Annotated in this window: 12 protein-coding genes; 11 read left to right on the forward strand and 1 reads right to left on the reverse strand. The window is 47.7% G+C overall.

Annotated features, from left to right (window positions below; translation table 11 throughout):
* Window positions 1-216: 216 nt before the first annotated feature.
* From ACFOLF_RS24190 to ACFOLF_RS24210, 5 genes are all read left to right on the forward strand, one after another.
* Window positions 217-1,125, forward strand: coding sequence for an ABC transporter permease (locus ACFOLF_RS24190; protein ID WP_379114297.1), 909 nt, complete (start codon window positions 217-219; stop codon window positions 1,123-1,125).
* Window positions 1,126-1,998, forward strand: coding sequence for a carbohydrate ABC transporter permease (locus tag ACFOLF_RS24195; RefSeq protein WP_210044825.1), 873 nt, complete (start codon window positions 1,126-1,128; stop codon window positions 1,996-1,998).
* A gap of 38 nt (window positions 1,999-2,036) precedes the next feature.
* Complete coding sequence (locus ACFOLF_RS24200) at window positions 2,037-3,560, forward strand: extracellular solute-binding protein (protein WP_379114295.1); 1,524 nt, start codon at window positions 2,037-2,039, stop codon at window positions 3,558-3,560.
* Between the two features lie 160 nt (window positions 3,561-3,720).
* The gene (locus ACFOLF_RS24205) at window positions 3,721-6,096 is read left to right on the forward strand and encodes a helix-turn-helix domain-containing protein (RefSeq protein ID WP_210044826.1); all 2,376 of its coding nucleotides are present in this window, start codon (window positions 3,721-3,723) and stop codon (window positions 6,094-6,096) included.
* A 29-nt stretch (window positions 6,097-6,125) separates the two neighbouring features.
* On the forward strand, window positions 6,126-7,670 hold the full coding sequence (locus tag ACFOLF_RS24210) for a sulfatase (RefSeq protein ID WP_210044827.1): 1,545 nt from the start codon (window positions 6,126-6,128) through the stop codon (window positions 7,668-7,670).
* A 141-nt stretch (window positions 7,671-7,811) separates the two neighbouring features.
* Here ACFOLF_RS24210 and ACFOLF_RS24215 read toward each other — a convergent pair whose 3' ends face one another.
* Window positions 7,812-9,014 carry an ROK family protein gene (locus ACFOLF_RS24215; protein ID WP_210044828.1) on the reverse strand — a complete coding sequence of 401 codons (1,203 nt, stop codon included), beginning with the start codon at window positions 9,012-9,014 and terminating at the stop codon, window positions 7,812-7,814.
* Window positions 9,015-9,303: 289 nt separating this feature from the next.
* Here ACFOLF_RS24215 and ACFOLF_RS24220 point away from each other — a divergent pair, with 289 nt between their 5' ends.
* The 6 genes from ACFOLF_RS24220 (at window position 9,304) to ACFOLF_RS24245 (ending at window position 18,303) form a co-directional block, all read left to right on the forward strand.
* Window positions 9,304-9,939: a chromate transporter gene (locus ACFOLF_RS24220; protein WP_210044829.1), complete on the forward strand. Its 636-nt coding sequence runs from the start codon at window positions 9,304-9,306 to the stop codon at window positions 9,937-9,939.
* 33 nt (window positions 9,940-9,972) lie between these two features.
* Window positions 9,973-10,503: a chromate transporter gene (locus tag ACFOLF_RS24225; RefSeq protein WP_210044830.1), complete on the forward strand. Its 531-nt coding sequence runs from the start codon at window positions 9,973-9,975 to the stop codon at window positions 10,501-10,503.
* A 449-nt stretch (window positions 10,504-10,952) separates the two neighbouring features.
* Window positions 10,953-11,654: an S-layer homology domain-containing protein gene (locus ACFOLF_RS24230; RefSeq protein ID WP_210044831.1), complete on the forward strand. Its 702-nt coding sequence runs from the start codon at window positions 10,953-10,955 to the stop codon at window positions 11,652-11,654.
* A gap of 89 nt (window positions 11,655-11,743) precedes the next feature.
* Window positions 11,744-14,683 carry a glycosyltransferase gene (locus tag ACFOLF_RS24235; RefSeq protein WP_210044832.1) on the forward strand — a complete coding sequence of 980 codons (2,940 nt, stop codon included), beginning with the start codon at window positions 11,744-11,746 and terminating at the stop codon, window positions 14,681-14,683.
* A 19-nt stretch (window positions 14,684-14,702) separates the two neighbouring features.
* On the forward strand, window positions 14,703-15,587 hold the full coding sequence (locus tag ACFOLF_RS24240) for a hypothetical protein (RefSeq protein WP_210044833.1): 885 nt from the start codon (window positions 14,703-14,705) through the stop codon (window positions 15,585-15,587).
* Window positions 15,562-18,303, forward strand: a complete 2,742-nt coding sequence (locus ACFOLF_RS24245; protein WP_210044834.1) for a glycosyltransferase — start codon at window positions 15,562-15,564, stop codon at window positions 18,301-18,303. Before ACFOLF_RS24240 ends, ACFOLF_RS24245 begins: the two co-directional genes overlap by 26 nt.
* Window positions 18,304-18,312: the final 9 nt, after the last annotated feature.

Below are 18,312 nucleotides of genomic sequence, written 5' to 3' on the forward strand. Positions count from 1 at the left end.
GGCCGGATGGATTCCGGTCGGGCTTTTTTGGTATGGATTGAAGCGGATTTCCGGGGAATGAAGGGAACAAACCAATCGCAGAATTCCAGGCATGGGAGAAAAGTCCAATGCGATAAAAAGTGCAAGACATGGCTTGCAGGCCGGGAGAAATGTATGATTGCCGGCAAGAACCGCTCTCTCCTATGATTGCGCTATAACGTGATGAGGAGGAGCACCATGACCAGCAGCTGGCTGTATTCGTTGAAACGCGATAAGTATTTATATATTTTGGCGCTGCCCGGGGTCTTATTTTTTCTGATGTTCAAATACGTGCCCTTATGGGGACTCAGCATTGCCTTTAAGGATTATTCTCCCTATCAAGGCATCCTGCAAAGCCCGTGGGTGGGCCTTGAGCATTTTCAGCGTTTCTTCTCCAATCCCGATTTTCTGAATCTGTTCAGAAATACATTGGCCATCAGCTTCATGAATCTGTTTCTGTTTTTTCCCCTGCCGATCGTGCTGGCGATTCTGCTGAACGAGCTGCGGAATCAACGGTTCAAGAAAACGATCCAGACCATCGTGTATATGCCCCACTTTTTGTCGTGGGTCATTATTGTCGGCATCACCTTTCTGCTGCTTTCCCAATCGGAGGGTGTGATCAACGAATTGCTGGCCGCGGCGGGATTTGCGAAAATCGACTTTTTGACCAATCCGCGTTTGTTCTGGATCATCCTTACGATTCAAAACATCTGGAAGGACGCCGGCTGGGGGACGATCCTGTTCCTGGCGGCAATTGCGGGTACCGATCCGCAATTATATGAAGCGGCGAAGATGGACGGGGCCGGCCGGTTCCGCCAAATGTGGCATATTACGCTTCCATCCATCCGCAACGTCATCGTCATTCTGCTGATCCTCCGGATTGGGCATACAATGGATGTCGGCTTCGAGCAGGTCTTTCTGATGATGAATGGCGCTGTTTCCGATGTGTCGGATGTCTTCGATACGTACGTCTATCGTGCCGGTATCCAGCAGGGTGAATTCAGCTACAGTACGGCGATCGGATTCTTCAAATCGGTCACGGGCCTTATTCTGGTAATTGCCGCTAACCGGTTTGCGAAGAGGATGGGCGAGGAAGGGGTGTATTAGATGAAGCCAACCATGGGAGACCGCTTGTTCATTACGGCCAATGCCGGCATTTTGTCGATTATCGGGCTGGTTACCCTGTTCCCGCTTTACTATGTATTTGTCGTGTCGTTCACGGACCCGCAGGAGTATATCGACAGAGGTTTTGTGCTGTTTCCACAAGCCTGGAGCACGCTTTCGTATCAATACATTTTCTCCACAAAAGCATTCGTCAATGCGATCGGCGTCAGCGGTATTCTGGCGACTGCCGGCACGGCGGTTTCGCTGCTGCTGACATCCAGCTTCGCTTATACGCTGTCGCGCAAGAGACTGAAGGGCCGCAGGATCCTGATGCTGCTGGTGCTGCTGACCACGCTTTTCCAAGCGGGCATTATCCCTGACTATCTGCTTGTCAAGGAGCTTGGCATGATCAACAGCATCTGGTCCCTGATCATTCCGGTTATGACCAGCGGCTGGTTCGTATTGCTGATGAAGGGCTTTTACGACAGTATCCCGGACGCGCTGCAGGAGGCTGCGACGATCGACGGGTGCAATGAAATCGGCGTATGGATGAGAATTATTCTGCCGCTGTCCATACCGTCCATGGTGGCCTTTGGCCTGTTCTTCGCGGTGGGGTATTGGAACACTTTTTTTAACGCGATGCTGTATATCAACGACTATACGAAGTGGCCCTTGCAAATGCTGCTGCGCAATATGATCGTCGATTCATCGACCTCGATGGGAGGTTCTATGGCGCTGGGCAACGATTTGCAGCTGCCGAGCGAGACGATCAAGATGGCGGCGGTCGTCGTGGCCACTGTCCCCATTCTTATGGTATATCCATTCCTGCAGAAGCATTTTGCAAAAGGAGCCATGATCGGCTCTGTGAAGGAATGAGATCCTATACAATAGAAACAATAGAGGAGGAGTCATCCATGGCAGGAAAGAGCAGGATCACAATGCTCTCATGTGTAATCATCATGGCATTATTACTGGCTGCTTGCGGCCAGAACGGAAATCAGGAGAACCAGGCAGCAAACGGGGAAAGCAGCAGCAAACCGGTCGAAATCAGCATCATGTCGGACTATTTCAGTCCGGAGCCGCCAAGCGACCAGGATCCGATCCGTCAGGAAATCGAGAAGAAAACGAATACGAAGCTGAACATTACATGGGTATCGTCCAACAACTTTACCGACAAGACGAATGTGACGCTGGCATCGGGCGACATGCCGGAATTGATGCTGCTCCGCAGTCCCTATCAGGCACAGGTCAGGAAAATGGCCGAGCAGGGCGCTTTCTGGGATCTTACGCCTTACTTGAAGGACTACAAGAATTTGAGCGCCTTCCCGGAGGACAGCTGGAAGAACACGAGCCTGAACGGCAACTATTACGGAATCCCGTTCGTCCGTCCGCTCTTCGGCACGGAGGGAATGCCGATTGTCCGCAAGGACTGGCTCGATAAGCTGGGCCTCCAGCCGCCCAAAACCTTGGATGACATGTACAATGTCATGAAAGCGATCACGGAGAAGGATCCTGACGGCAACGGGAAGAACGATACGGTAGGACTGGCCGCCAACGTGACGCAGACGGATATGGGCAGCCTGTCATGGATAGAGAATGTCATGAACGGAAACTACGGCAAGTGGAAGGATCAAGGCGGCAAGCTGATCGATACGACGTTCGAGCAGGGAACGAGAGATGCTCTCCTGTGGCTGAACAAAGTGTACAAGGAGGGCCTGCTGGCTGCTGACTTCCCGACGCTGAAGAATACACAGGTAAGGGAAAGCATCACGACCAATAAAGCGGGAATATTCGCCGATGCGATCAAGCCGACCTGGCTGCTTACCGGTCAAATGCGCGCGGCCAATCCGCAAGCGGATTTATTGTACCTGCCTTATCTGGAAGGTCCCAAGGGGAAATTCGCTCCGAAGGGCAGCGGCGCATATGGCTTCTGGGTCATTCCGAAGACCGTGCCGGAAGCGAAGATGAAGCAGATTCTGGCTTTCATGGATTACGGAGCTACAGAGGAAGGCAGCGTCATGGCGAACTTCGGGATTGAAGGCGAGCATTATAATGTCAAGGACGGCATGTACCTGTTTACGGAGAAAGCAAAAGAATACACCGGCGTCATTTTCCCGATTTTCCAAAGCATCGACAAGTACGCCTTCGCATACCAGACCGGTATTCCGGAAGATTTCCTGAAGCGCAACATGTCCATCATCGACGAGCAGGCCAAGGATGGCATGGCCAACCCGTCCGTCGGCCTGAACTCCGATACGTACAACAAGGTCGGAGCCGATTACGACAAGCGCACGCAGGATATGAAAGTAAAAGTCATCCTGGGCCGCGAATCCATTGAAGCTTGGGACAAATATGCAGCCGATCTGAAGGCAGATCCCCAGTATCAGCAAATCATCAGCGAATTTAATGAAGATTATCAGAAGAGACAAGGCAGCTAGGCACTAATTTTGCGAAACAGCTTTACGGAATGGGACAGGACAATTTTCAGCCTTGGAGACACCAAAGGACATCGCAGTTTCTTCTTGGCGGTCATGGTGGGTTCAGAGATTTGGTGATAGAATGGCGTTAGCTTGAGCCGACAAAATGGAGAGATCGCACTTGAAAAATTGGAAGGCCGCCTTTCATTCGTTCCGTATATCATCGCTGTTTCGCAAACGGTTTTACCGGAGAAGCCTCGTCCTTGTTCTACTGGCAATATGCCTTCCCACCATCGCTGTGGGCAGCGGCGTGAAGTGGATCGGCACCCGGCAGATGGAGAAAATAGTGCTCTCCTCCCGTCAGCACCAGGTAGCCCAGACTGCGGTGCGCCTGGACGATTCACTGTCGTTTCTGGAGAAAGCCGCCACGCAGTGGGCGTTCAATCCGGAGTTCGGACTGAAGCTGAAGAACCTGGAGACGCAATACGATTACGAGTTCATCCGCAGTATCTATACGAATCTGTTGCTCCTGAAGGAGTCCAATCCGTTAATCGAGCAGGCGGATATTTATTTGGATCGTCCAGGCGTCGTCTACTCGGACAGCAGTGGAACCTTGGCCCTGGGGGATGACGACAAGCTGCGGTTCCATGAATTATTGAATAATCCGCAAACAGCCTTCTGGCTTCCGCGGTTTCTCCCGGCAGCGAATACCGGCGCGGGAAAAGAGACGCTTACGCTTATCTATCAATTGCCGGCGAGCAGCGACGTCGAACCGTTCGGCGCCCTGCTTGTGCAGGTGAACCGGGGCCAGGTTTCCCGGATGCTAAGCGGCTCGACATTGGACGAGAACAGCGCCGCATTCCTGTTCGACGATTCGGGGCAGCCGATTGGCAGCTCCACGGAGAAGGCGCAATCGCTGCAGCTGCAAAGCGGGTTGATAGAGCGTATCGGCAGCAGCGGGAAGGCCGGCGGCTCTCTGATTTATGAAGCGGACCGGAGCATGTATTCCGTCACTTACACAGTCTTCAAGCGGCTGGGCAAATATTGGACTTATGCGAGCGTCGATTCGCTTGAAAAAATCAATTCTCCCGTTGTGGCAGCCTCCAATTTCGTTTATTTATTCGGCGGGGCGGGGCTGCTTCTGGCTATTGCGGTTGCTTTCCTGGTGTCCCGCAAGCTGTATCAGCCCATTCATACCTTAAACAAAATGTTCGGGATTCATCTCTCGCCTGGAAGCGAATCGGCGGATGAGGTTGAGTTTATTACGGAGCAGTGGAAGCATTTGAACTTCCAGAGCCGCGCGCTGGAGGATCGTCTTCAGAAGCAGCTTCCGGTGATGAAGGAAGGCTTCCTGCTTCAGCTGCTGCAGGGCCATTTTCAATTATCCAGGCCTGATGAGCTGAAGGAGAGGATGCAGCTTTTCGGCTGGAACACAGAGCGGCCAGGGTATGCCGTTCTTGGTATTCAGATGACAGGATCGCCGCAGTCCAAGGAGCGGTTTCATAAAGGGGATCAGGAGCTTATCTCGTTCGCAGCCGTGAACATGGTGGAGGAAGTGCTCAAGGATCGCGAACTGCGGAGCGAGATTATCAATCTTCATGATCTCTCCATTGGCGTCATTCTGGAATATCCGCCGGATGAATCTCCCGATGGCAGAAGAAACGATTTGCAGCTTCTTGCCGAGAGGCTGGTGGATATCATTTACCAATTTCTGCAGATGCCCACTACGTTATGCATCAGCCGTCCGATAGAGACCGTGACCGAAATCCCGCAGGCATGGGAGGAAGTGAACCGGCTTGTCCGCTATCGGAATTTATACGATTCCAAGCAGGTCATTCAAGCGGAGGATTTTATGCCGCAGCTAAACGATGGGATACGCTACCCTTTTGCAGCAGAATCTGAGCTGATGCAGGCCATCCGCAATTTGGACGAGAAGCTGGCCGCCCAGGTTCTGGAGACGTTCTGCAGTGAGCTGGAGGCCAATACGACGAAGGAATATCTGTTTCAGCAAGGGCTTCTGCAGCTGCTGGGCAACCTTAGATTCGGCATGCTGAAGGCGGGCTACAACCCTTTTGAAACAGAGCCCTTCAGTCTCCAGGAGGAGCTGGACAGAGGCATTGAAACCTCAGAGATCGCAGCTCTGCTCAGAGAGCGCGTCATCAGCCCGTACATCCGGAAAATCAGACAGGAATCCGAGGATCAGGACAGCCGGTTGAAGCTGACGATTGAGCGGATTGTGGAGACGATCCACAGCCGGTATGGCAATGCGGATCTCTCGCTCGACATGCTGGCGGATGAGCATGAGCTGACTCCGCTTACGCTGAGCAAAGCCTTCAAGAAGATAACCGGCATCAACTTTGTGACCTATGTAACCGACGTCCGTCTTAACAAGTCGAAGCAGCTGCTCCTCGAAACAGACTGCAAAATCAACGATATCGCGGAGATGGTAGGCTATCAGCCGACCTACTTCAACCGCATTTTCAAGAAGAGCGAGGGCATTACCCCTAGCCGGTACAGGGAAATGATGCAGGTTGAGGGGCAGAGGCCCGAGCTGTAACCGCTTGATCAAAAGGAGGCATTTCTGATATGAAAGCCGTCATGTTGATGTTTGACTCATTGAACCGGCATATGCTGGCCCCGTATGGATGCGATTGGGTTCATACGCCGAATTTCCAAAGACTGGCCGAGCGCTCCGTTACGTTCGACCGGTGCTACTCGGGAAGTCTTCCTTGTATGCCGGCAAGAAGGGATTTGCAGACAGGCCGCTGCAGCTTCCTGCACAGAAGCTGGGGGCCGCTTGAGCCTTTCGACGATTCGATGATCGAGTGCTTGAGGAAGAGCGGGGTATATACCCATCTCACAACCGACCATACGCATTATTTCGAGGATGGAGGCGCCACCTACCATACCCGTTATAACACCTGGGAGTATGCGCGGGGGCAGGAGGGAGACCCCTGGAAAGGGCATGTGAAGAATCCGGAAATACCGGAGAGCCTGAGCGGGCGGACCGGCGATTTATGGCGGCAGGACTGGGTCAACCGCCAGTATCTGGATGCCGAAGAGAAGCAGCCGCTCGCGGTTACGGTCGACCGGGGCATCGAATTCATGGAGCGGAATCACGATCAGGACCGCTGGTTCCTGCAAATCGAAGCGTTCGATCCGCATGAGCCTTATTTTACGCAGCAGAAGTACAAGGATTTGTATCCCCACTCCCCGATCGGCAAGCATTTTGACTGGCCGGATTATGGGAGGGTCAAGGAGCAGCCGGAAGAGGTGCAGCACGCTATCTTCGAGTATGCCGCGCTGGTCAGCATGTGCGATGCGCATCTGGGCAGGGTGCTGGATACGTTCGACCGTCTCAATCTATGGGAAGATACGCTGCTGATCGTCAATACGGACCATGGCTTCCTGCTCGGGGAGCATCAGTGGTGGGGGAAAAATATTCAACCGTTCTATAACGAAATCGTGAATATTCCGCTGTTCTTGTGGGACCCCAGAAGCGGACAACATAACCGGCGTTCCGATGCGCTGGTGCAGACGATCGATCTGCCTGCGACACTGCTTGACTTCTTCGGCGCCGACCTGCCGGCGGACATGCAGGGGAGGCCGATCAATGAGGCAGTCGTTCAGGGCAGTGCAATCCGGGAAGCGGCACTGTTCGGGATCCATGGCGGCCATGTCAATTGCACGGACGGGCGGTATGTATATATGAGAGGGCCGAAGGATGCCGGCAACCGGCCGCTGTACGAGTATACGCTGATGCCGACCCATATGAACCGGATGTTTGCTCCCGGGGAATTCGAAGGTCTGGAGCTTCACGCGCCGTTCTCCTTTACCAAGCAGTGTAAAGTGATGAAAAGTCCGGGCCATACATTCGTCAATCCTTACCAATATGGAGATCTATTGTTTGATCTGAGTCAAGACCCGAAGCAGGAGACGGTTATGGACGATCCGGAGGTCGAAGCGCGAATGGTTGGATTGCTGGCCGGACTGATGAGGGACAATGACGCACCACTTGAACAGTTCGAACGGTTAGGGATACCGGTGGACGGAATCGTTACAGCAGAGGAAGTAATCCGGGAGAAGGAACGGAGAAGACGGCAGGACGCAGAAACTGGAGGAACAACGTAAAGAAGCTGGGCTTGCGGTCGGGGAAAGTGCCCAAAAGCCATCATGGAACAGAATTTGCCGGACTAACCGGACAGCCCATCTAAAAAAACCTGAAAGGCCCGGGGAACTATTCTTGGGGCCTTTCGTTTTGCTTGCTGCTCCTTACAGCTCCATACTGTTTCTTACGATCAGGGCGGCCCCGGTAACAACCGCATCCTCCTTCAGCTGGCCTTTCGAGAACCGGGGCTCATAGGCTGGATAATTATACGTGTTTTGCCTGGCAATCTCCGTCGCGGTCTGATAATACATGGGGTTGGAATTAATCAGAGCGCCGCCCAGGATGACCTGCTCCGGAAGAAAAATATTAATCAGATTGGCAAGTCCCACGCCAAAATAGACGGCGGATTGATGGAACATTTCCCGGACGGAAGGGTTGTCGGATGACAAGGCCTGCACCAGGATATCGAAGTTTAGCTGTTCAGGTGTGATCCGGTATTGCTGGAGGAGCGCATCATCGCCCATTTTCGCCCGGGCTCTGGCTTGCTTCTCCAGAGCCTGCACCGAGGCCAATGCTTCAAGAGCCCCATAATTTCCGGAAGGATGAAGCCTGGGCCCGTCCGTTTGAATAATCATTTGCCCGATCGATCCTTCCATATCGACTGTTCCATGGACGATCCGGCCATAAGACATCATAGCCGAACGCAGGCTCACGCCGGCGTGGATATAAAGAGCATGCTGGACATTCTCATGGCGCATCGACCACTGCTCGCCAACCAGGGCCATATTCGCCCCGTTCTCAAGCGTGCTCCTGATCCCGGCTGCCTGCTCGAACATCCGGCAGATCGGAACCTGGGTCCAGCCTCTGGCCGGAAAATAAAGCGGGCTTAGAATCATGCCGTTAGTCCGGTCCAGGGGCCCGACAGCCCCGATGCCCATGCCTAGGATTTGATTGGGCCCGATCTGGTGATCCCTCAAGATATCCTGCATGAGACGGGCCACGTATTCGACCGTTCTCTCCGGTGTCATGGCCTCATCCATGCGCCAGCGGACGAGCGACTTCGGGTTCATCTGCATGTCGAATAAGCCGAGCGTCGAGGAGATCCTGGAAATATCCAGCCCGAAAATATAGCCGTAATCCGCTCTGATCTGATAAAGAATGGGCCGCCTTCCGCCATTGGAAGGACCCCGTCCGGTTTCCTGAATCAGCTCTTCCGCCACCATATCATCCAATAAACGTGTTAACGTGCTGCTTGTAAGCTTGCTCGACGTTAATAAATCCGCCTTGGAAACGGTCCCCCGCTCGGCCACCTCGGTGTAAATAAGCTTTTTATGCGAAGGAACAGCTCTCTCGGGTTTGTTCTTCATCGTTAATCCCTACTTACACAAGTATTATAATCGTAAATATATAATTCTGATTATACCCGAATAGAATGCCTTCCGCTATCGCAGTCAAATTCGCCTGCCTAACTTTAACCCATAATGAATTAAATGAAGGTGAATAATCGGAATTTGGCAAATTGAAGCTAAGGGACACCTATTAAATAAACCTTTAATTAGCTATAAAATGAATTTATAACCCATTTATCGATTAGATAAATCCAAAATGAAATAAATGTGATAAAATAAAGAAAAGCGATTGAAAGAGGGTAAAACAATGGCGCAGGCTTGGAAAGAACGACTGGGAATCCTCCTACAGCTGTTTTGGGTATTTTTTCGGATTGGACCATCGACTTTCGGTGGCGGTTATGCCATGATGCCGGTCATTGAGCGTGAGATTGTCGGGAGGAAGAAGTGGATCGACAAGGCGGACATGACCGATATGATATCCCTTGCCGGTTCTGCTCCGGGCGGGGTCGGCGTCAACGCGGCGGCTTTCGTGGGCTTTCGGAAGGCCAGCTTCCCGGGAGCGGTTGCGGCGGTTATGGGCGTGACGTTCCCTACTTTTCTGATCGTTATTGTACTCAGCCTATTCTATTTATATTTTAACGATAATCCGAAGGTCGAGGCGGCTTTGAAGGGAATACATGGCGCCGTCGTCGCGCTCATCCTCATGGCCGCCTACAGAATGCTCAAAACGTCCGTTTTTGACGCTGCGACGGCATTCGTATCGATTGCTGCACTTATGTTTCTGTTCGCGAATATCAATCCCTTGTATATCATTGTTTGCGGACTGCTGGGAGGGATTGTGCTTATACAGATGAAGAGATTGATGGGACTTAAGACGAATACGGAGAAAACGTCCTCGGAAGCTCAGAAGCCGGAGCCGGTTTACCTTGAATATTACATCTAAGAGTGACTTGGGTTAGAAGGGAGGGATGAAGGAATGATTTGGGGGCTGTTTATCACATTTTTGAAAATAGGTCTGGTTTCCTTCGGCGGCGGTTACGCGGTGATCCCCATGATTCAATTCGAGGTATCGGCTCATCAGTGGATGACGGGCGGCGATTTTCAGCAAGCCGTGTCGCTGGCAGGCATGGCGCCCGGTCCGATTGCTACCAACACGGCCACCTTGATCGGCTACAAATCAGCCGGCATCCTGGGAGCCGCCGCCTCCACTTTGGGGATGGTGCTTCCGTCTCTCACCGTGGTTGTGCTGATGGCGGCTTTTTTCTTCCGGCTGCAGCATAATCAGTGGGTAAAATCCTCATTTTACGGATTACGGCCCGTTATTACGGGATTGATAGTATTCGCTGCCATCCATTTCGGGTTTCCGGACGGCGAGACGGGCTTCACCTGGGTGACGGTCTGCACGCTCCTGATCTGCGCCGGGTGCTTATATCTCCTGCTGAAATACAAACTCCATCCCATTATGGTCATCATGGCCGCCGGTGCTGCCGGAATTATATTGTTTTAATCCAATAAGTATCGCTGCCGGTTAGGGCGGACGATGCTTTTTTTTATTCAGGTTGAGAAGGGTTTTGGCATAAAGAAAGAATTATAAATTGTGCTTGGAATTTTTGCTACAACGGCTTTAACCTCCGGAATGATATGTTTTTACATATAGAGTTGACATTAATTGTCGCAAGGTAATAAATAATTGTAAATGAATGTATTGTTAAAATTTGTCGAACGATGTAAAATTAAGATCATGTGAACTATTAAAATAGCCCCACTCTTAATTTTGGTTGGGGATAAAAGGAGCAATGTCCGCATAGAAAACAGGATTGCATTCTGTAAAAGCAGATGATGAAACTATTTTCCCATCACAAATGGATAGACTACTGGACTATTCCAATAGAACTGCTTAGTCATTTCTATCTCGGGATTTACCGGGATGCTATTGTATCTTGAGGAGGCATAAGAGTGGACATTAATAAAACCCGCAAAATTACGAAGTATGCTCTATCATCCGCTTTACTATTTAATCCATTGGTTGCAACTGGATCGGCATTTGCTGCAGACGCGAAGATCGATACATCTTTGATCCAATCAGCAGTTAATGAACTCTTAAAGCAAGGGATCTTAGAAGGCAACGAAAAAGGCGACCTTAACCTTGAAGGGAAATTGACACGTATTCAAGTTGCTGCCTTGATGGCGCGGGCTCTTCAGTTAGATGTTTCCTCAACCCCTAAAGGCATTTCATTTTCTGACGTCAGCGCAGATAGCTGGGGAGCCAAGTACATTAATGCGTTGTCTAAAATCGGAGTTTTCATCGGTTCTGACGGAAAATTCCGTCCGAATGATTATTTAACAAAAGAAGAGTTTGCTGTCATATTGGTTCGCATCACTCAGACTAGTATTGAAGGAAAAGGAAATAATATCCCAGTTAGCGATGCCGACCAGATTAGCAATTGGGCTAAACCATACGTTCAAGCCGCAATTGAAAATGGTTTTATTTTTGCGGTAAATGGTAAATTTACGCCAAAAGAGCATGTTGTTCGCCAAGAGGTTGTTGTGGAAGCCAATAACTTGATCAAGAGCGATAATTTTGAGCAGTATAAGGAGTCTATTGGTGAACTTCTGAAAGATGGAAAGAAGATTTCCAACAGTGACCCTACAATCTAATTCTAGTTAATAGTGCCACAGGCCATTATCACGCTGATAAACAGTGGGATAACGGCCTTTAATTTATCAATAGAAGGAATAATAGACTTGTGAAAATATCTTCTTGTATTTTAGTTAAAAATAATGAGACGACATTAGCGAGAGCTATACAAAGTGTAAAGCCTCATGTCGATGAAGTATTCATCCTGGATACTGGTTCATGCGATCAGTCTGTGCGAATTGCCAAAGAGCTTGGAGCCCAGATTTACAATTGTGAGTGGAAAGATAATTTTGCAGAATCCAGAAATAAGCTCCTGCAATATGCGATTGATTTCGACTGGGTATTGATGATTGATTCGGATGAGGAGTTTGTATGGTCGGGAAGCGGTAGTTTTAGAGACTGGATCGAAGAGCAGGACGTGGAAGCTGTATTTGCCTTTGATGTCAATCATTACGAAATCAGCAGTTCAAAACTGTTATCTATTACCCACGCCGAGCGTTTGTTCTCACCTTCATTATTTAATTATGAAGGAATCATCCATGAAAAATTGGTTCCTCAGGATTCGTCGAAAAATAAAGAGGTACGTTTGTGCCAACATGCGTTTTATCGGCATTATGGGTATTCCTCGGAGTATCACGAGTCCAAAAGTCAGAGAAATATCTCACTACTTCGAAGGGCTATAGAGTTGAATCCTTCAGAAGGGCTATATTACCGCTACTTAGCTAACGAAGTATATAATTTGGGTATATATACGGATTGTATTATTTATGCTAATACTGCGCTTCGTATTCTCCCTCTTATAGAACAATACAGCAGGGCACAAGCGCATTACTATAAAATTATGGCTCTTCTCAACATAAGAAAAAGCATTGAAGCAGAAGCAGCGGCTAAAGCTTGTATGAAGGATATCCCCGCTTATGCAGATCCTTATGGCATACTAGCTGAAATCTGTTTTGGTCAAAATCGTTGGGACGAGGCTAGTTACTGGTTCAAGCAATGGGGTTATTTGATGAAAGAGTCGCCCCGTCTATTACCAAATCACTGTATTTCTTTAATAGAGACATTTCGGAAGCATGAAGCGATTGCTGAGTCAAAGAAAGCTAGCCTTAATAGATTGCAAGGGGGATGTGTTCAACAGATGAAGATAGGAGTATTAATCATTCATCCTCAGCTTGAAAATGACGGAATAGATTTGTTCACACATATTCAATCGAAATTTAAAGGGATTTCCATTGTAATTGGAGTTTGGACGGACCTAAAAACAAATGACCTATCTCAGAATGATGATTATTGGGCCGGCCGAAATAACATCCATTTTGTTAAAGCTAATGAGATATTTGCCGCTATGAAACGATTTGCTATAGACAGCAACGTCGATTTCATTTGGATATGGAAGGCCAATGAACGAGTGGCGTCGGACTTGAACGAAGATAAGCTGATGTCAGCGTATTCCCACAATGGGGTAATATCGATTCAAGCCTGCTCGGAGAGGATAAGCTTTAAGTCATTAGAAAAACGGCTCTTTCCCGGTAATCTCTCCGCCATATTCCTAGGTGACAGTAAGTGGGAGACAACTGATGCTTTAGATTCAAATGATATTTCAAGTGAAAAATATTCCATAGTGGTAAATAAGCCATTCATTATTCAACTGGAGAAACAGTCTGCTTATATGGAGTTGGCGAGAAGAGAAACTCCTCTTCAACAAATGATAACCGCGTTTGCGTGCCAAAATTACGAGAGAGTTCTGGAAATAAAGATGCCTCCGGATAACGATGCAAGCTGGGCAACTTTTGCATTTTTTAGAATTCTTTCTCTCATTAATATGGGAGAAATTGAACAGGCATCTGAATTAGTATACACTGCCATCGATTCTGACCTTGACGGAGGCCAATTGGCCGATTTTATTTATTTGTATGGAAAACTGTCTCAGAATATTCAAATTTCTGATATGAAAGCAGAGGCGATAGAGCTTCTTGAAAGTACCTTACAGTCAAATCCGTTGCTCAAAACCAAACATGTGACAACAACCGAATCGGACTGGCTGGCGTTGATTGGAGAGCTTCAATGGCAAATAGGTGACTGGAAACAGGCAGTGAGATCATGGCGTCATAGTCTGGAGTGTTCCGCTTACAAGAATGAAGAGTGTGCTTATCGTCTTTCCGAAGCGGTCTATGAACAACATAAAACGGAGGGTCTTGACAAAGTAGCCCGTATCATGCTGGAAATATTCAACATTGATATGCCGTCGGCACAATCTCTGCTCTATCCTCTATTCATTTATTTGAACATGCCGGAGTGGGCACTGCTGTTTCAACGTCAGAACAAAATTAGCCCGGTAGACACTCAGGAACAAGAGTTTGACCAGGTGAGCATTATATTACCTGTTTACAACGACATCAGGTATCTTCGGGAAAGCATTCTTAGTATTCTTTCGCAAACTTATTTAAACCTGGAGCTTATCGTAGTCGATGACGGGTCTGATCAAGAAGTATCGGGCATTATTGATAAATTCAAATACGACAGTCGACTGTCCTATTATAGACTTAAGGAGAACAGGGGACTGCCTGCAGCTCTGAATTATGGTTTTGTCAGAGCAAAAGGGGCGATTATGGGATGGACCTCATCCGATAACCGGGCACATTCACGCTGGCTTGAGCGGATGGTTCAGGGGCTTTCTGCTCACTCCAATGCAATTGCTATTCATTCTGATTATTACCATATGGATGAAAATGGACTGGTTCTGGAAACTAAACGGCTGCCTAAGTATAAATTGAATGGTCTTCAGAACGGCGGTTCGTCCCTGTTATGGAAAACAGCTGCTTTCCGCCAAACGGGAGGCTTTGACGAATCTTTATTTGGTATAGAGGATAGAGATTTTACTATCAGACTTGCTTTGACTGGCAGAATCGTTTGCTTGCCTGAAGCCCTTTATTATTATCGCATTCATGATGGAAGCTTGTCTTCCGGTATAGATTCAGGGCTCCTCGGCGGATGGAATGATTTGCATCATAAATTGAAGAAAAAATGGCTGTACTTAAGCTTTTTATAATAGTTCTGGGGGATGAACTGTGGGGCATAAGCGGGTATCTTATACTGACAACTTCTATATGAAGGAGCAGGAGCATCAGGAACAACAGTTGGATGCTTTGACGGAAGTATACAGGAAACGGCTGGAGGAATTGCACGAACTAATGGCAGCAAAGCCTGAAGCAGAGAGCAAGCTGAGGTTGCTTCACAATGCCAAAGAGGAATTACAGCGGAATATTGAGGCTGAACAACTGCATCAAAGTCAAATGGCACACAGCATACAAAATGCATTAATTCGAGTTTCCTACGATGTGGAATATAAGCAAAGGCAGCAGTATTACCAGAGCTTTTCTCTATCCGTCGACTCGGAAACGAGCCTTATAAGCACATTAACTAATAAAGGGCGAAATTATAAAGGTATCATTGTTTCGCCTGATGGTCTGATATTTAAGAATAACCGTCAAAAGACATTGTTGAAAAGCCTCGCGGAAATGGGCTTTCTTTGTTTTTGTTTTAATCATGCACTGGATAGCTCTATCGAACACAGAGAAGGAAGCTTATATGAATACAAGGACGAGCTTGTGCTGCTGGAGTGGTTGAAGTCGGAACGCATTAAGCCGGTAGTGTTATGTACCTGGGTGCTTCAATCCGCTTGGTTTGATTTGCTGGAGTACAAGACGATCTGGTACGATATTTGTGATCATGAGGATGTGTTATGGGGGACGAACGCTCTTTCAAGATTAAAACATTACGATTTGGTCATAACAGCGGATCTTGTCACATTCTCAGATAGAAGGTGGAAAAAATATACGGCTGCGAGAAATGACTCCGTACTGCTGGACCCAGCTGAGAAGAAGGAGAATTTTTCAACGTACATGGAATTATTTGGAGGTCATAATCGTGTACCGCAAAGACGCAACCTTTAATTCGAATGCCATATTCCAACGTGAAACCAATGCGCTCAACATCGCCATGGAGCAAATCGACCTCTTGAAGGAGGAACAGTTAGACGCTTTAGCACGGATGCAAAAGGAAATTTCGGATTTGGAGCATGAGATCCCTCAATATACGGATACCCTCCAGCAGCTTAAAACGGATAGTCTTCTGCAGCAAAAGGAACTAGCCAGATACGATCTTCTCTATAGACCGGAATATAATGCCCGATTAGAATATTATAATGAACTGGTTAAGCTTCCTATGACACCGGAGGCAAGACAAATCGTTCAGTTGATAACGAGTCATAATTATAAGGGAATTGTTGTTTATCCGAATGCTGTTCGTTGGGAGCCGTTGCAGCGGCCGCAGCATTTTCTGCTGGAATTTGCGAGAAAAGGGTATTTATGCTTCTTCTGTGATGGTGATGATTCGTTCAGCATAAGAGAAGTAGAGGATCGTATGTTCGTCATACAAAACCAGGCCCATTTACTGCAAGCCCTGCAATCCTTTCATGTATTAATTATAAACTCTTTTTTATTGCAAAATCCTTGGATAGAGAACCTTCCTCATCGAACACTTTGGTATGATGTATTGGATCGTGTTGATTTTTTTAGCTTCTATGACAGGAATATGCTGGCCAAGCATTATCAGGTGCTGCATGAAGCAGATATAGTAACCTATTCAGCTCAAGGATTATTGGAGTATGTTGAGAATAGAAAAGACGCAGTGTATTTGCCGAATGCATCAAGGTATGAAGATTTTGAATTGGTAATAGGCAAGAAACCGCAGGTCCCGGATGATTTGATGCCGATTGTTAAGAAAAACAAAAAGATAATTGGCTATTATGGTGCGATTGAAGAGTGGTTTGATACCGAGCTAGTCATCTCTACAGCTAAACATTCCAATGTTGAAATTGTATTAATTGGGTACTGTGGAATTCCGAAGGATTCTTTCCCGGATAATGTACACTTTTTGGGGCAAAAGCCATACCTCCGGTTGAAGGATTACGCTGCCTATTTCGATGCGCTTATAATACCTTTTATCGTTAATGACCTCACAAATTCGGTATCGCCAGTAAAGTTCTTTGAGTACTGTGCAATCGGTAAACCTATTATCTCTACTCCAATTGCGGAGATTCTCCCCTATCAGGGGCCGGGGATCACGATAGTTCAGGCTAGGGATTCCGTGAAACTTAATTCCTCTGTATGGGAGATCACTCCTATGGCTCAAAAACATTTGCGCTCTATCGCTGAGCATAACCAATGGCTGAACAGAGTGGACTTGATCGAAAGCGAACTTATATCCCGTCCGTCCTGCCTCAAAGTGTTGGCGAATAGAGTACATGATATTCATGTCAGCGTATTTACCGCTACTTTCCTGGATTTTGAAGGAGAAAACTACTATTCAGGCGGTGCCGAGCGGTACTTGGTAGATCTGCATGAGGTTTGTGCGGAGATGGGCTTGAAGCTGGATATTTATCAGTACGGGCACTTTTCCTGGTATCGTAAATACCACGATATAGATGTATACAGCTTAGGTCATGAAGCTCTGGATATCAGAGAGCACAGCTATGAGAATATAATAGCTTTTAACCGAAGATACTTATATGCTGCTGATGAAAAAGCGAGGTTGAATTTCTATTCGGCTTTTTTCCAAGCGTATCCTCATGCGGCGCATCCGAGTATCGGCATTAGTCATGGAGTAGCCTGGGACAGTCCAAGTAGCAATTTCACGAATGGCAATCAGTTATGGAGTGTTAACGAAAGATTCATTCAGAGCGCAGGACAGGTTCAAAAGATGGTTTCCGTTGATACGAATACACCTAACTGGTTCCAAACGATATCCTATGAAATCGGTCAGGACATGGAAACCATACCGAATTATGTGGATCCTGATGTATTTTTTCCTGTGCCTAAAAGCAATGACGGGAAAATAAAAATTGTCTATCCCCGTAGACTATATAGCGCCAGAGGTCTATATATTACGCTGGATGTAATAGATGCGATTCTGGATAAATATTCTCACGTTGAATTTCATTTTGTGGGAAAAGGTTTTGAGGAAGATATGGAGCAAATAGAGAAAACAATAGAACGCTGGCAGGGACGTATATACTGCTATCATCGGGAGCCGGACGATATGCATCTCGTTTATAAAACAGCGGATATCGTATTAATTCCTACTCTTTACAGCGAAGGTACGAGTTTGTCATGCCTGGAAGCATGTGCTACGGGAAATACAATTATTGCTACAAGAATTGGTGGCTTAACCGATATTATTATTGATGGATTTAATGGACTTTTGATTAATCCGGACAATAAATCGTTGGAGAATGCAATTGTTAAATGCCTTGAAAATCCGGTTTTGATGGAAAGACTGGGTAAAAATGCTTTGGAGGTTTCTAAAGCGTTTAACAAAAAGAATTGGAAAGAGCGTTGGAAGTCGATTATTCGTGAAATACTCGGCTCTGAGGCGCTCCCCGGTGAAGGGCTTGCCGCCGCGGACACAAAAGCCATTGAATTTCAATTGGGGCCTCAAGCCAACAGAGAAAAATGGTTTCCGGAAGTATTGTATTGTTTGCAGCAAGGTCTAGCCGTATTCGTGCGCGGCAATCATGGGGAGGAGCCGGAATCAAGCTTCGGCAGGCTCCAGTGGATTACTGAAGAAACGGATCTGTATTTTCAACCCCTGATAAAAAAGTATAGCTAGAAGGAGGTG

Origin of the sequence: Paenibacillus sepulcri (assembly GCF_042647105.1) — a bacterium.
GTDB lineage: Bacteria > Bacillota > Bacilli > Paenibacillales > Paenibacillaceae > Paenibacillus_Z > Paenibacillus_Z sepulcri.